This is a genomic window from Puniceicoccaceae bacterium, from assembly GCA_040224245.1.
Classification (GTDB): domain Bacteria; phylum Verrucomicrobiota; class Verrucomicrobiia; order Opitutales; family JAFGAQ01; genus JAKSBQ01.
On the sequence record JBEGIR010000074.1, the window covers coordinates 1 to 15,235 of the forward strand.

Sequence of the window (15,235 nt, forward strand, 5' to 3'; positions counted from 1 at the left end):
GCAGGTCTTCTTGCCATGATGTTGTCAGTCATCTTGGAGTGGGGGTTGATCGGATTTGTGCCCGCTCTCATGGTGTCGGTCGGCTCACTTGGTGCAGTTTCCCCAAACAATCAGGCGAATTTCATCGAGTACTTTCCGAACACCGGAGGCAGTGCCTCTGCAATTCTGGGTGCCTTCCAGTTTGGTTCTGCCGGACTCGCAAGTGCACTTTCAACACAACTCCCCCAGTCGATGCTTTCCATCGTTTCTTGTATGTTCGTCTTGGGGTGCATTGCTTTCACTACCATGCTCAGAACGATGCATCGGTAACCACGACAGCGGTGAGTAGCTGTAGAAAACCAGTTGTCAACTGAACCCGTCTCGGAAATTGATCGGAGGGCCGGTTAGAGGAAGTTAAACCGTGATTCTGTTGCAATTTGAATAAATAGTAAGGGAATACTAAGAAATGGCAGAAACCTTTAATCCCAATCGTCCCGATTTCACTCCATACGGTTTCAGTTGCGTGGAGTGGACCCCGAGTCTCATGCAACGGCCCGATCACCACGATGAGATTGAGCTGAATCTATTGATGTCGGGATCGATTATGTATTTGATGGGAGGTCGCCGGGTGCGGGTCGAAGCGGGGCGATTGTTTGTGTTTTGGGCGGCGATTCCGCACCAGATTATCAACATCAATACCGACACCCCGTATTTTGTTGCCACCATTCCGTTTGCCTGGTTCTTGCAGAGTCAGTTTCCCGAGCGTTTTGTGCACGCCATCCTCAGGGGTGATGTGTTTGAGGAATCTGCACTCAGCCATTTTGATCATGATGTCTTTCGTTTTCGACAGTGGCTAAAGGACTTGCAGCAGATTCATCCCGAACGGGAGAATCTCGTCATGCTCGAGATGCGGGCGCGACTGTTTCGGCTGTTTTCGGAGAATCATGCCAAGCTCTCCGAAAACCGCAAGCTGCCCGCAAGCCTCGAAAGTGGTGGACTGAGCAAACTCGAAAAAATGGCCTGTTTCATTGCCCGAAACCATGAGCGACCGATTAAGATCGAGCATATCTGTGCCGAAGTGAAACTGCACCCCAACTATGCCATGAATCTGTTCAAAAAGGGCTTTGGCACCACGCTCAACGATTACCTCACCTATCACCGCATTTCCAGTGCGCAGCGCCTGTTGGCGACCTCGCGTGAGAAGATCATCGATGTGGCGTTTCAGTCCGGCTTTGGTTCGCTCAGCCAGTTCAACACCGTGTTCAGATCGCGCTGCGGATGCACCCCCCGCGAGTACCGGAAGGCCAATCGCATCGCCACCCTGGGCTGATCCGGAGATTGCCTCCCCGGAATCTTTGCCGACTGCCCGGGATACAAACCCTACGCATCAATTCTGTGTTTCATTGCAATTAAACGTATAATTCATTCTGATGTTGAAGAACTGATAACCGAGTTTTGCCAACCCCATGCACTTCGACCCATGATTTCCCATTCGTTTCAATCGACCCGTTCATGGTTCCGTTTGCCGGGACTGACCGTGATTGCCCTATTCTTTCTGTTCCTGTCGAAGATCCATGCTGATCCGACCGGGATCCTGTCGGTGTCGCTGCGAGTCGACCCTGCGGCTGGGTCGGACGCATTTCCCTTGGTTGCGCAGGGAGAGACGGCAACGGTTTGGTATGATGCAAACGACTACAAGGGGGTGATCCGCGCCATCGGTGATTTGCAATCCGATATCGAACGCGTGACCGGGCTGAAACCGGAGGTCAGCGATCAACTGCCTGTGACCCGACATCCCGTGATCATTGGAACAGTTGGAATGAACGCAACGATTGATGCGCTCATCGCATCTGGCCGACTCGATGGAGACGCCCTGATCGGCAAGTGGGAGAGTTTTGTCATCTCTACGGTGAACCAACCGGAGGCCGGTATGGATCAGGCATTGGTCATTGCAGGCAGTGATAAACGAGGCACGATTTACGGCATCTATGAACTCTCCCGTCAGATTGGAGTTTCTCCCTGGTATTTTTGGGCAGATGTTCCCATTCAGCAGCGTGACGAGCTGCACCTGCGTTCTGGCACCTTTGCCTCGGGTGAACCCAAGGTGAAGTACCGCGGAATTTTCATCAATGACGAGGCCCCCGCCTTGCGAAGGTGGGTTGAACAGAACTTTGGAGCGTTTAATCAGGAGTTCTACGCGCATGTGTTTGAGCTGATCCTTCGCTGCAGAGGAAATTACCTTTGGCCAGCGATGTGGCTGCCTGTTGCATTTAATGATGATGATCCCGGCAACCCACAGCTCGCCGACGAATACGGTATCGTCATGTCCACCAGCCACCACGAACCCATGATGCGCGCCCATCACGAGTGGGAGCGTTACGGTAGCGGTCCATGGAACTACGAAGAAAACAAGGAAAAACTACAGGAGTTCTGGCGCGGTGGTATCGAACGCATGGGGAACTTCGAAAGTGTCGTCACCATGGGTATGCGCGGAGACGGTGACGAGGCCATGTCGGAGGATACAGCAGTTCCGCTGCTCAAACAAATCATCGCCGATCAGCGCACAATTCTCAGCGAGGTGCTTGGCAAACCCGCCGCCGAGATTCCCCAAGTGTGGGCACTCTACAAAGAGGTGCAGGACTACTACGACAAGGGCATGCGGGTGGACGATGACATCCTGATCCTTTTCAGTGACGACAATTGGGGCAACATCCGCTTCCTGCCCCGCCCGGATGATGAAGTACACCCCGGGGGGTATGGCATGTACTACCACGTGGACTACGTGGGTGCACCCACGTCCTACCGTTGGCTGAATGTGACACAGAACGAACGCTTGTGGGAGCAAATGATGCTGACCTGGGAGGCTGGTGTTCGCGATCTGTGGATAGTGAATGTGGGCGACATCAAACCCATGGAGCTGCCAATGAGCTTCTTCCTTGACCTAGCATGGGATCCGGAGGCAATCACCGTTGATGACTTGCCCGCTTACTACGTTCACTGGGCCGCGCAGCAGTTTGGTGATCCACACGCTGAAGAAATTGCCGGGATGCTCGCGCGCTACACCAAATACAACGCCCGCCGTACTCCGGAAATGCTTTCACCGACGACCTACAGCATTGCAAATTATCGTGAGGCTGATCGTGTGGTGCAGGAGTACCAAGAACTCGCCACTCAGGCCAGATCCCTTTACGAACAACTCCCCGAAACCCATCGTTCTGCGTTTTTTCAGTTGGTGCTATTCCCGATTGAAGCATCTGCCAACCTGAACGAGATGTATGTTGCCGCAGGCAAGAATGCCTACTACGCAGAACGGGGTACGGCATCCGCCAACTATTACGCTGAAAAGGTGCGGACTTTGTTCGAGCGCGACGCAGAACTCACCCGCCAGTTTCACGAAGATCTCGAAGGTGGGAAGTGGAACCATATGATGTCCCAGACTCACATCGGATACACTTACTGGAACCATCCACCCCTGAACCGCATGCCCGCTGTATCATGGGTACAACTTGGTAAGCCAGCTGAACTTGGGTTTTTTGTAGAACATGGAGACCGTCCGCGCTGGGGATGGTTGGATGTGGAGGCCGATTGGAGTTTTAACCATGAACTACCTCTGTTCGACCGGATTCACAATCCGAGCTTCTACGTGGAGGTTTTCAATCGCGAGCAGGACTCCTTGACCTATGCGATCACTGCCCAAGAAGACTGGATTCAGCTGTCAAAAACGGGTGGCACGATCCAGTATGACGAAAAAGTCTATGTCAGCATCGACTGGGAGAAGGCACCAGCAGGTCGTCACACGGGAACGATCCTGCTCTCAGGTGAGGGTGCGGAATACATCGTGAACGTTCCCATTCGCAATGAATTGCCTGAAGCTGCCGGGTTTGTGGAGCAAAACGGAGTGGTCGTGATTGAGGCAGATCGCTACGACCAAGCGATCCAAACCGACGATGCCCAATGGATCACAGTTCCAAATCTCGGTCGCACAGGCTCTGCCATCACGATAGCTCCGTCCACCGCAGCAACGCGCACACCCGGCGAGGATGCCCCCTGCGTGGAATACACGTTTACCTTGCTGGATAAAGCCAAGATTCGCATCGATACCTTTGTTTCCCCAACACTCAATTTCCGCGCTGGCGACGGAATCCGCTACGCAATCGCTGTCAATGATGCACCTCCGCAGGTGATCAACAGCAACGAGGGTGAGGAACTGCCCGATTGGAAGTATGCCTCCTGGTGGATCCAGGCGGTCGGTGACCACATCAAGATCCATTCCTCCTCCCACTCGGAGTTGGAAGCCGGTATTCACACCTTAAAAGTGTGGATGGTGGATCCTGGCGTTGTCATCCAGCGATTTGTCATCGATGCGGGTGGATTGAAGCCGACCTACCTCGGCCCCCCAACCAGTTTGTGGTTGCCCCTCCCCAGCGAGGGTTGAGGACAGGTTGCGTGCAAAAAAAATCTGGGAGCACCCAACATGGACAAGTTGCCCTTGTGAGGGCTGAAGATGCGCAGATTATTCTTAGGATTTCGGTGGTTTCTCTGGGAAAATGCTTAGAATTTATCACATGGATCGGGTAAACTTCCCCATTCGTTAGGCGCGATTCAACCCCTGTTTTCCCAGAATTCCATGAAACTCCTGAACCTGAAAAAACTCATTTGCATTGTTACCCTTGCGGTGTTGACGACGGCGGGCTGCTTGCATGCCGAATCCGACCAGACCTCTCGTCAGCGCATGATCGTGCTGACCGACATTGAAGCGGATCCCGACGATGCTCAGACCCTGGTGCGGCTGCTGCTCTATTCGAATCAGATCGAACTCGAGGGCTTGATCGCAACCACTTCCATTCACCAGCGCTCCATGGTGGCACCCGAATCCATCCACCGCATCATCGATGCTTATGAGAAGGTGCAGGAAAACCTCGCCAAGCATGAACCAGGATTTCCAACAGCAGACAGGCTGCGTGAGCAGGTGAAAAACGGACTGCCCCTCTACGGCATGAACGCTGTGGGCGAGGATTTTGACTCTGAAGGCTCGGACTGGATCATTGAAGTGCTCGAGCGGGAGGATGAGCGTCCCCTTTGGGTGACGGTCTGGGGAGGCCCCAACACGCTCGCGCAGGCGCTGTACCGTCTGAAATCCACGCGAACGGAGGAGGAGCTGCAGCGCCTGATCGGCAAACTCAGGGTTTACACGATCTCGGATCAGGACGATTCTGGTCCATGGATGCGCGAGACGTTTCCAGATCTCTTCTACATCGTCAGTCCGGGCGGCTACGGTGCGGCCACCTGGACGGCGATCCATTCCGTTGTGGACGGTATTGATAACACCACGATCCGCAACGAATGGCTGGCTGAGCATGTCCAACAGGGTCACGGACCGCTGGGAGCCGAATATCCTGATGTTGCATACGGCATGGAAGGGGACACCCCCTCCTGGCTGAATCTGATCGCCAACGGATTGAGCGTTCCTGAGCGTCCCGACTGGGGTGGCTGGGGTGGACGCTACGAGTCCTATACCCCGAAGTTGGAGGATCTCAATCCCCAAGGGTTCACGGGCGGGGTGCCCGTTCTGCCCGAGACCCGCCCCATCTGGACGAATGCGGTCGATACCTACACACCACCAGTGACCGGGCAGTATGGTCGCTCTCGCAAGCCTGACGAACAATCCTTTTCTGGATATCGGGTGACGCTGTGGAGGTGGCGCGACGCGATCCAAAACGATTTTGCGGCACGCATGGACTGGTCCGTGAAATCGGTTGCCGATGCCAATCATGCACCAGTTCCAGCGCTCAACCACCCGTCTGAACTCACCGTGAGATCGGGTGCAGGGTTTCATCTGGACGCCAGACCCACGCGCGACCCCGACGGTGACAGTCTCACCTTCTATTGGTTCAACTATCCTGAAGCCGGAACCCTGAAGAATCAGCCGGTGAAGATCCAGAGCGCGGAGAATATGGCGAGAGTCTATGTCGTGGCACCGCAGGTCACTCAAACGGAAACCCTGCATTTCATTCTCGAGGTTACGGATCGAGCATCCCCCGCACTGACCCGCTATCAGCGTGTGATCGTCACCGTGCAACCTTAGAAGGGAATCGACGGAGGGATCGGCGTGGGATGGATTCAGCAAGCAGAACCCCTACAAAATGAGTGCGTCTCCGGTAGGGGTCGGGTTCACCCCGACCCGTTTGAGCTGGGAGAGCGGTTGCTGGAGGGGAACATGTGCAAGCGGTGAACGGGAATTGGCGAAGGAGTGAGCGCGGGGATGGATTCAGCAAGCTGAACCCCTACCAAAAGAGCGTGTTCCTTGTAGGGGTCGGGTTCACCCCGACCCAGTTGTGCCGGAACTACATCCGTTGTTAGCAATCAAGTTCGATGAGGTCGTTTACGGTTGGAGCCAGATTCCATTCAACGCGTGGAAATCGTCCATTGATGAGGAGAGATGCGAACTGGGGCCGAAACGCGGTGCTGCAATACCAGCCGGTCCATTCTTGATTTCGCGGAACCAGCCTTTTTTTGTAAGGATTCATGAACATGTAGAAGGCGAAAGACTCCAGCGATGCATCTGATCGTAGTTGATGATCAAAGAAGTTTCGTTGCCACCGCAAATGATTCATACCGACGGAGTGTTTGAGCTTTGTTTTCGCTTTTGAAATAACCCTTTGAAGCTCAAGTGTTTCTCCAAGTGAAAAGAGTAGATGGAGATGGTCGGGCATGATGGTTGCACAGTAGAGATTCCAGTCCTTGGATTTATGCATCTTAATCAACTCCCGAAGTCCCATTGTGTGCATTGTGTTGGTGTTAAATGCAGAGACCCTCTGGTGAGTGCAAAAGGTTACAAAGTAACGAGCGTGCGGAGTTGATACGCGTCCTTTGGAGAGCCTGCAAGTCTGCCGGTAGTGAGGAGAGGAAGAGGGCATACTCTGAAGGTGTCTTTAAAAAACGGATTCAGCAAGCTGAACCCCTACAATATGAGTGCGCCTCCGGTAGGGGTCGGGTTCACCCCGACCCGTTTGAGCTGGGAGAGCGGTTGCTGCAAGGGAACAGGTGCAAGCGGTGAACGGGAATGGACAGAGGAGTGCGCGCGCGGATGGATTCAGCAAGCTGAACCCCTACAAAAAGCGTGTTTCTGGTACGGAACCGACGCTCTCCTGCCAGCTAACGAAATCCAATGGAAATCAGAAGATCGTCCATCTTTTTCAGAAGCATGTGCATTCCGATGGCATGGAATCTGTGATAACATTTGAAGATCAGCCCTGTGATCCAGCGTTTACTGGTCTGAGATCACGGAACGTTTCTTTCATGTTTAACCCGTATCGCCATGTCTGTTACTGCCACATTGGAAACCCTGAATATCCCAACCTATGGATTGGGACAGCCTGAGAAAAATCCGGTCTTTTTCGAAAAACGTGTCTACCAGGGTTCGTGCGGCAAGGTGTATCCGATACCACTCATCGACAAGGTGGAACAGGATCATGCTCCGACACCTGTGCCGTACCAGGCGGCGCGACTGGAGAACGAATACCTGCGACTGGTGATGTTGCCCGAGATTGGGGGACGCATCTTTCTCGGGCAGGACAAGGCAAATCAGGACTACGATTTTTTCTACCGTCAGGATGTGATCAAACCCGCTCTCGTTGGCCTGGCGGGTCCCTGGATTTCCGGCGGAGTCGAATTCAACTGGCCGCAGCATCACCGACCGGGCACCTACCTGCCAACTGATGTGGCTATCGAAGCGGAAGCAGATGGGGTCTACACCGTGTGGATGAGTGAACACGATCCGCTGAACCGCCTGAAGGGCATGCACGGCATCCGCATCCGACCAGGCAGTTCCCTGATCGAACTTCGCGCCCGTCTTTACAACCGCACCGCGCATCACCACACCTTCCTCTGGTGGGCCAACGTAGCGGCGCGCGTGCATGAGCACTACCAGAGTTTTTTCCCAAGCGATGTGCACTATGTTGCCGATCATGCTGTTCGGGCAATGTCCTCGTTCCCGGTTGCCGATGGGGACTACTACGGCATCGATTATGGGAAACGTGCAGGGCAGAACGACCTGACCCGCTATGCAAACATCCCCGTGCCGACCAGCTACATGGTGTGCCAGACTCAATTTGATTTTTTCGGAGGATACGATCATGACGCCGGGGGTGGATTTGTGCACGTGGCAAACCGCCATATCAGTCCGGGCAAAAAACAATGGACTTGGGGCAATGACGAGTTTGGCTGGGCATGGGACCGCGAACTCACCGACACCAATGGCCCCTACATCGAGCTGATGGCTGGCGTATACACCGACAACCAACCCGACTTCAGTTACCTCGCACCCTATGAGACCAAGACCTTTTCCCAGTTCTGGTGGCCTTATCAGAAGCTGGGACCCGTGCAGCAGGCCAACAAGGATCTCGCCATTCGTATGGTTGTGGACGAGCACGGTGCGATTGATCTTGGGGTCGTTGCCTCTCGTCGTATGGACGACTTGAGGCTCCTGCTGCGTGAAGGGGATCAAATCATTCTGGAAACCCCCATTTCGGTGGCTCCCGACCAAGCCTGGCAGGCGCAATCGGGACTGCAGCTGACGGGTGATTCCGATGTGGCGCTGCATTGCCAGTTGGTGCAGAATGGAGACACCCTGCTTGAATATCGTCCCGTGCGAAGGGATACCCTGATGCGCGACCGTGAGCTGGCGACGGAACCCGCCATGCCCGAGGCGATGGCGTCGAGTGATGAGTTGTATTTCACAGGGGAACACCTGGAGCTGAACCGCCATCCGACGCGCTACCCCGAGCTGTACTGGGAGGAAGCCCTGCGGCGGGACCCGGACGACGTGCGCTGCCACATCGCACTTGGCAAACAAACGCTGCTGCGGGGGAGGTTTGATGCAGCATCCGCCCACCTGGAGGCGGCAGTGCGGCGCCTGACCGCGCGCCATCCAAATCCAGAGACCGGGGAAGCGCACTACTATCTCGGTCTCACACGACGCTATCAGGGGCACTTTGGCGAGGCTTATGAGCGGTTCTACAAAGCCACATGGGACTACTCCTTCCGGGCCTCAGCGCATTATGAACTGGCCTGCCTTGAACTTCGAAGGGGTACGGTATCGGGCGCGATTATGCACCTGGATTCCGCTCTCGAAACCAATGCCACCAGCAACAAAACCCAGGTGCTCCGGGCCATCTGCCTGCGCCGGTCCGAAGACAGGGTCGCGGCGAAGGCACAGTTGCAGCAACTGCTGGCGCTCGATCCGCTCGACCACTGGGCATTGGCGGAGTTGCATCGTCTCGACCACGGAACATGCAAACTGTCTGCGCTCAGTCGCAACGATGCGCAGACCGCGCTCGACATTGCATACGACTATGCGGATGCAGGGTGCATCGAAGAAGCGATTGAAGTGCTGGAGCATCACCACGCAGAAGCAGTGATTCCGGTGCAGGTTCCCAATCCGATGGAACGCAGTCCATTGACGCACTACACGCTCGCCTGGCTGCAGGCTGGGCTGGGAAACGAGGTGGCTGCATCTGCCACTCTGGAGCACGCCCGGGCACAGTCCGCCGACTACTGTTTCCCCTCGCGCCTGCATGAAATGGTCGTGCTGCAGTGGGCGCTGGACCAAGAGGGAGCTGATCGCAATGCCGCCTACGGATTGGGCAATTTTTATTATGACAAGAAGCGGCACGACGATGCGATTGCCGCCTGGGAACAGGCACGACAGGCGGACGATGCCTTCGCGCCCGTGCATCGCAATCTGGGCATTGCCTTTTGGAATGTGAGGCGGGATGCAGTGAAGGCACGCAAGAGTTACGAACAGGCCCTGAAGCGAAATCCGGCGGATTCACGCTACGTAGTGGAATACGTGCAGTTGTGTGAACGACTTGGCGATTCTGCAGCTTCCCGTCTGGCCTTTCTGGAGAACAAACGGGAGTTGGTGCTTGAGCGGGACGATGCCACCGTGGAACTCGCGTCGCTTTACAATCAAACGGAACAACCCAAGCGGGCACTCGATTTGCTGAACTCCCGCAGTTTTCACCCGTGGGAAGGGGGCGAAGGCAAAGTGCTGCGACAATACACAACGGCCCACCTGCAGATCGGTAGAGCAGCCTTGGAAGCGGGAGACGCAGTGAGTGCACTTGAGCATTTTGATCAGGCGATGGAAACTCCGGACAAGCTCGGTGAAAAATATCACCCCCTGCAGGCGAAAGCAGATGTGTCCTACTGGCAGGGAAAAGCGTTGCAAGCCCTTGGTGAACAGGAGCAGGCAAACGCCCGTTTCGAAGCGGCAGCGGCGGAATCCGGCGACTTTCTCGGTATGGCGGTAACGGCGTTTTCCGAACTCACCAGCTACAAGGCGCTTGCCTTGCGCGAACTCGGTCGGCATGGCGAAGCTGAGGCCATCGTCGAAGCCATGGCGATCTGGGCAAAGGCTGAGCTGAAGAAGCCGGCCAACATTGACTATTTTGCCACCTCGTTGCCAAATCTGCTGGTCTTTGAGCAGGATCTCGAAGCCAGCAAAAAGGAGCGCATGCAACACTTGCTGGAGTGGTGTGCTGCCTACCCCAATGCCGTTTGATCCCCGGAACAACGATCTTTCATCCAAGCCGTAGGGCCGGTGCTCGTCGCCGGCCGCAACACCCATGTTGTATTGCGCGAGTGCAGTCAGTACGAGCCCAAAATGTCCATTTGCTGCGCGCAACAGGTTTTTTGTGGGTGTTCCTTGAACCTGTTATGCTGGTTCTGGTTTTGTTTACTGAACAGAAACGTAGGGTCTTCGCTAGCCGGAGACCTCAGTTACCTCACAAGATGCGGCATCATGGTGAACGCGAGTCCTACGGAAACGTGATTGATGATCAGTGCTTTTAACAAGAATGAGTATCAGTTATGCCAGCCGACGCAGCACACTGAGGTAGTTCCACAGTGGACCCGCTACGCCCTTTTTGCGCAGGCGCCTGGCCACGGCGTCAAATTCCGGACTTTTTTCGAGGTTGACCCAATTCGGTGACTGCTCCGCAAACTCGGCAATGCGGGCTTCGAGGTACTCCACTGTCAATCCCGGAGCGATGTAGTAGGTCGGGCGCAGCAGGTGACTGGCCTCACAGCCGCAAGCCAGTCCTCTGGGTGTCGTGGAAGCGTTTTCGTTGTCCATGAAGCGATGCAGGTGCGTCTCGGGATAAACGCGCATTCCGACTGCGGGGAAATACAGGGCACCCGGGATGCGTTTCGAGTTCTCGAACGATTCGCCCAGGGTTGCTTCGGTCTCTCCGGGGCCTCCAAAAATCACGAAGTGACAAAAATCAATGCCCACCTCCCTGGCGAGCTGCGAACTGTGCCGAATATCTTCAAAACTGAATGCTTTGCCATAGGCTTGCAGTACAGAATCACAGAGGCTGTCCGAACCAAATTCGATGTGCTGCAATCCCGCTTGCTGGAGCAACTGCAACTGCTCTTGGGTGATGTGTTTCGGGCGCATGAAACATCCCCACGGCAGCGGGGTTCCGGCCTCGATCAGGGCTTCACTGACTTCGCGCACATGTTCGGCAGAGGTATTGAAGACCGAATCCACAATAAACACATACTTCGCTCCGCAGGATTTCAGCATCTGAAATTCTTCCGCAATCGCCTGGCCCGAACGGCGGCGGTAACGCTTGCCCTCAATGAGCGGATAGGTGCAATAGCAACACTTCAGCGGGCAACCCCGCTGGGTTTGCACATTTGCCATTCCACCATCGCGCAGATAGTACTCCATGACTTTTGAGTCGCGCACGGGGGCGGCTTGCGGGGCCTGTAAGAGACGGTTCACCGGATTGTGGCGCAACTGCCCCTGTTCACGATACACCAGCCCTGGAATGCGGGCGGGATCGACCCCATTGGCAAGATCCACCAGTGCGATCTCACCTTCCCCAACGATGCCAAAATCAGGATTGCAGTAGGTGAACAGGGTTTCGGGCAGGATCGAGAAGCCACTGCCGCCGAGAATGATCGGCACATTGCACGCTTCGCGGATACGGTCCACGAGGTCTTTCACCGCATCTACAAAAAATTCCCGTACATTGATGCGCACGTCATCAATGTTGCGCAGGGAAATGGCGATCAGGTCCGGGGCATGATCCCGGAGGGATTGCTGCACCGCTTCCATGGAAACCAGATTCAAATCGGCCCATTCGGTGCGGTGTCCTGCCCGCCGCAGGGCATCATCGAGGTATGCCAGCCCCAGAGGAAATACTTTGTAGGGGTTGTCGTAGGTATTGGGATTGAGCAGCAGGATCGTTTTCACGGGTGAACCAGGTGCGCCATCCTTCGGTCAACTCCAGTTTGAGCCAAGTCAAAAGTGCGGCAAGCACCCGGCGTGGCAGCCGTTTGTTCAGCTCATAACTCTGAAAACGGTGAAAATGCCCATGATTGCGCCGTCCCCATGTACCGCGCCGCATTCGACCCCGGGCGATTGCGGTCAGGCGTCGATTGTAGGCGCGAATGATGCGAAATGCGGGAGTTGCGTATCTTCCGGCAAAGGAGGGAATGGTGAATGCGTGGTGGCCGATCTTGTAGGGTTGCGATACGATGCCCAGATAATAGGTCCCCAGATCCAGTCGAAAGGCGAGATCCATCAGCTCAAAATCTCCCATGTAGAAGTATTTGTTTTCGTAAATGGCCTCAAACCATCGCTGATAACTCGTGCGAAAGCGCTCGTTCTGCATCGCGATGCGGTCCTCAACGGAATTCCCCGCGCGTTCATTCGTGATGAGGTCTACCGCACTGCAGGTGGTGTAGGCTACCCAGTCCAACCCCGGACTGTAGAAGGGATCGATAAAACCCGCAGCATCCCCGACCATGCAGAATCCATCTCCAAAGAGTGTGTCGCTGAAGTAGGGCAGTTTCCGTCGATGGTGCAGATCCTCTTCTGACAGATCGGCATTGGCGATCAGCTCCCGAGCGACGGGATGCTGCTCCAGCACCCCCCGTAGTTTGTTTTTCAGCCCGCTGGCCCCGCTGAGGTCGACGCGACGCTCATCGTAGACGATGCCGATGCTGACATCCCCGCCCTTGAGCGGGATGCACCATGCCCACCACCCATCGCCGACAAAGTGATTGGTAGCCGTGTAGCGTGTCCCTTTGCAGCGGCTTGCAAATCCGTTACACTGCTGTCGCAGCCTGGGAGCATCAAGGGATTCGACTCCCTTCCAACGGCTCCAGATCGAAGCGATTGGGTGGCGGTCATTGCGATGATAGGTCCCCAGCTTTCTAGCCAGCATGCATTGGGAGCCTCCCGCATCCACGACCCATCGACACTTGAGGGTTGTGGGTCCATCAGGCCCCTCCAGAGACAGTTGCTGCATGCCTCCCGGCTCCAGCTCCACCGCAACAACCTTGTGTTCCCGCAGGAGCTGGGCACCTGTGCCCACCGCCAGTTTGAGCACATGTTCATCAAGTGTTGAGCGGTCCACCTGAAATCCGGGCAGGCGAACGTGGTATTCCGGTCCGATTTCGCTGCAGCTGGTCCAATCGGCATCACTTTGCTGGTAAAACCAGAAGCGCAATCCCTGTTTTATGAGATGTTGCTCGTTGAGGTACCGGCCAAGTCCGAGGCGCTCGTTGAGAAAATAGGAACTCATCTCCACCGTCGATTCCCCCACACGGCGCTTGAGCACAGCATCCCGCTCAATGATGCAGACCTTCAGTTGCGGTTGTTCGCGCAGCAGCATGAGCGCGGTTGCGCTGCCGGAGATGGAACCTCCAATGATGGCTACATCGAGGGAAATCGTGGGTGTTTGCATGGTGAGCGGTTTGCAGGTGAATTGCGCTAACAGGAATTCGGGTTTTCCAAAAAATCAACGTCACCGCTTCAGATCTGCCAATTCCTCCTCTTGACATGTCACCTGCACCTTACCAGATTTTGCGCTTTCGTCATCATCCCACACCCATATCCTCCGTATGAAAGATGTCATTGTCATCGGCGCCGGACCGGGCGGATCCACCTTGGCAACGTTACTCAGTCAGTCTGGATTTCAGGTATCCTTGCTCGAAAAACAGTGTTTTCCCCGTTTCAAAATTGGGGAATCCCTGCTGCCACGGGGAAATTCGGTGCTGAAACGCAGTGGAGTCTGGCCGCTCATCGAACAGGCTGGATTTCCCCAAAAATGGGCGGCGGAATTCACGCATGGAGATGGTCGTGAACGCGTGCACAACGTTTTCGCGCAAGGCCTGCTTTCGGGTTGGGACTATACCTATCAGGTGGACCGGGCACGGTTTGACAGCCTGCTGCTCGATCACGCGCGATCCAGTGGTGTTGAGGTGCTGCAACCAGTGCAGATCCGGGAGGTCCGCGAAATTCCCGGCAGGGGCTGGTCGATTGCGGCCACCGATGACAGTGGGCAGGACCATGTACTAAAAGCCCGTTTCCTCGCCGATGCCAGTGGACGCGCTTGCGTGCTCGCCCGCCACCTGGGGCTGGGCAAGCGCGACATCCAGCTTCCGTCACGCATGGCGGTGTTTTCGCACTTCACCGGAGTGCCGCGGGCCAAGGATCGCTTTGGAGGAGATATCCGCATCGTGCGCATTCCTCGTGGATGGTTTTGGGTCATTCCGATTGACGCGGAGCGGACCTCGGTCGGACTCGTGTTTTGCCAGAAGGACCGCTCACGGGGCATCACTGCCGAAGCATTTTTTCACGACCAGATTGCCAGGCACCCGCTGATGCGAAAATGGATGGCGGCGGCCAGGGCGCAGATGGAATTCCACACTGATGCCGACTTCAGCTACATTCACTCCAGCTTCGCTGGGGATCGCCATGTTCTGCTCGGGGATGCAGCTGCCTTTCTTGATCCTGTTTTTTCTTCCGGAGTTTATCTTTCGCTCGAAGCCGCCAGCAGCAGCGCGGACATGATCTCATCAGCGCTCCGGAAAGGGAAATGCCTGAGACGAGGTGAAATCCGCCGGTACGAACGCAACTATCTCAAGCGATTGAAAACCATGGAGTCCCTGATTCGGGTATTTTATGACGAACGGCAGTTCCCGGTTTTCATGAATCCCCGACCGCTCTTCCAGTTGCCCGAGGCGGTGAACTCCATCGTGGCCGGACATACCCTGCTCCCGTTTGCGCTGCGCTGGCGTTACGCGCTGTTCCTTGGAATCTGTAAACTCAATCGTTATGTGGATGTGGTGCCACCGGTTTCGCTGTAAGTCCCTGATACAGTGTCTTTCAATTTGCTTTACCAAAATCTGACGTTTCCGTATGCTATTGCTCTGACAAACGGCAAACCCTGACACA

At 55.5% G+C, this 15,235-nt stretch carries 9 protein-coding genes; 6 read left to right on the plus strand and 3 right to left on the minus strand.

Annotated features, from left to right (window positions below; translation table 11 throughout):
* The 4 genes from ABQ298_12625 to ABQ298_12640 all read left to right on the plus strand — a co-directional run.
* Positions 1 to 309, plus strand: a 309-nt coding sequence (locus tag ABQ298_12625; protein ID MEQ9825220.1) for a Bcr/CflA family drug resistance efflux transporter, incomplete at its 5' end; no start/stop codon positions are given.
* A gap of 136 nt (positions 310 to 445) precedes the next feature.
* Complete coding sequence (locus ABQ298_12630) at positions 446 to 1,309, plus strand: helix-turn-helix domain-containing protein (GenBank protein ID MEQ9825221.1); 864 nt, start codon at positions 446 to 448, stop codon at positions 1,307 to 1,309.
* A 150-nt stretch (positions 1,310 to 1,459) separates the two neighbouring features.
* Positions 1,460 to 4,414 carry a glycosyl hydrolase 115 family protein gene (locus ABQ298_12635; protein ID MEQ9825222.1) on the plus strand — a complete coding sequence of 985 codons (2,955 nt, stop codon included), beginning with the start codon at positions 1,460 to 1,462 and terminating at the stop codon, positions 4,412 to 4,414.
* 192 nt (positions 4,415 to 4,606) lie between these two features.
* Positions 4,607 to 6,064 (plus strand): nucleoside hydrolase-like domain-containing protein, encoded by a 1,458-nt coding sequence (locus tag ABQ298_12640; protein MEQ9825223.1) that lies wholly within the window; start codon positions 4,607 to 4,609, stop codon positions 6,062 to 6,064.
* 271 nt (positions 6,065 to 6,335) lie between these two features.
* On the opposite strand, the gene ABQ298_12645 is transcribed toward ABQ298_12640, so the two are convergent.
* On the minus strand, positions 6,336 to 6,896 hold the full coding sequence (locus ABQ298_12645) for a transposase (protein MEQ9825224.1): 561 nt from the start codon (positions 6,894 to 6,896) through the stop codon (positions 6,336 to 6,338).
* A 401-nt stretch (positions 6,897 to 7,297) separates the two neighbouring features.
* On the opposite strand from ABQ298_12645, the gene ABQ298_12650 reads away from it, so the two are divergent.
* Positions 7,298 to 10,543 carry a DUF5107 domain-containing protein gene (locus ABQ298_12650; GenBank protein MEQ9825225.1) on the plus strand — a complete coding sequence of 1,082 codons (3,246 nt, stop codon included), beginning with the start codon at positions 7,298 to 7,300 and terminating at the stop codon, positions 10,541 to 10,543.
* A 306-nt stretch (positions 10,544 to 10,849) separates the two neighbouring features.
* On the opposite strand, the gene ABQ298_12655 is transcribed toward ABQ298_12650, so the two are convergent.
* Both ABQ298_12655 and ABQ298_12660 read right to left on the minus strand, forming a co-directional pair.
* Positions 10,850 to 12,244, minus strand: coding sequence for a lipid biosynthesis B12-binding/radical SAM protein (locus ABQ298_12655; protein ID MEQ9825226.1), 1,395 nt, complete (start codon positions 12,242 to 12,244; stop codon positions 10,850 to 10,852).
* On the minus strand, positions 12,162 to 13,742 hold the full coding sequence (locus ABQ298_12660) for an NAD(P)/FAD-dependent oxidoreductase (protein MEQ9825227.1): 1,581 nt from the start codon (positions 13,740 to 13,742) through the stop codon (positions 12,162 to 12,164). The genes ABQ298_12655 and ABQ298_12660 overlap by 83 nt, the downstream gene beginning before the upstream one ends.
* A 157-nt stretch (positions 13,743 to 13,899) precedes the next feature.
* Between ABQ298_12660 and ABQ298_12665 the strand changes: the two genes are divergently transcribed.
* Positions 13,900 to 15,147, plus strand: a complete 1,248-nt coding sequence (locus ABQ298_12665) for an NAD(P)/FAD-dependent oxidoreductase (protein ID MEQ9825228.1) — start codon at positions 13,900 to 13,902, stop codon at positions 15,145 to 15,147.
* The last annotated feature ends 88 nt before the right edge of the window (positions 15,148 to 15,235 follow it).

Coding starts and splice junctions, on each gene's coding strand:
- ABQ298_12660 (MEQ9825227.1), bottom strand. CDS start 13,742: ATGCAAACACCCACGATTTCCCTCGATGTAGCCATCATTGGAGGTTCC.
- ABQ298_12635 (MEQ9825222.1), top strand. CDS start 1,460: ATGATTTCCCATTCGTTTCAATCGACCCGTTCATGGTTCCGTTTGCCG.
- ABQ298_12665 (MEQ9825228.1), top strand. CDS start 13,900: ATGAAAGATGTCATTGTCATCGGCGCCGGACCGGGCGGATCCACCTTG.
- ABQ298_12630 (MEQ9825221.1), top strand. CDS start 446: ATGGCAGAAACCTTTAATCCCAATCGTCCCGATTTCACTCCATACGGT.
- ABQ298_12645 (MEQ9825224.1), bottom strand. CDS start 6,896: ATGCCCTCTTCCTCTCCTCACTACCGGCAGACTTGCAGGCTCTCCAAA.
- ABQ298_12650 (MEQ9825225.1), top strand. CDS start 7,298: ATGTCTGTTACTGCCACATTGGAAACCCTGAATATCCCAACCTATGGA.
- ABQ298_12640 (MEQ9825223.1), top strand. CDS start 4,607: ATGAAACTCCTGAACCTGAAAAAACTCATTTGCATTGTTACCCTTGCG.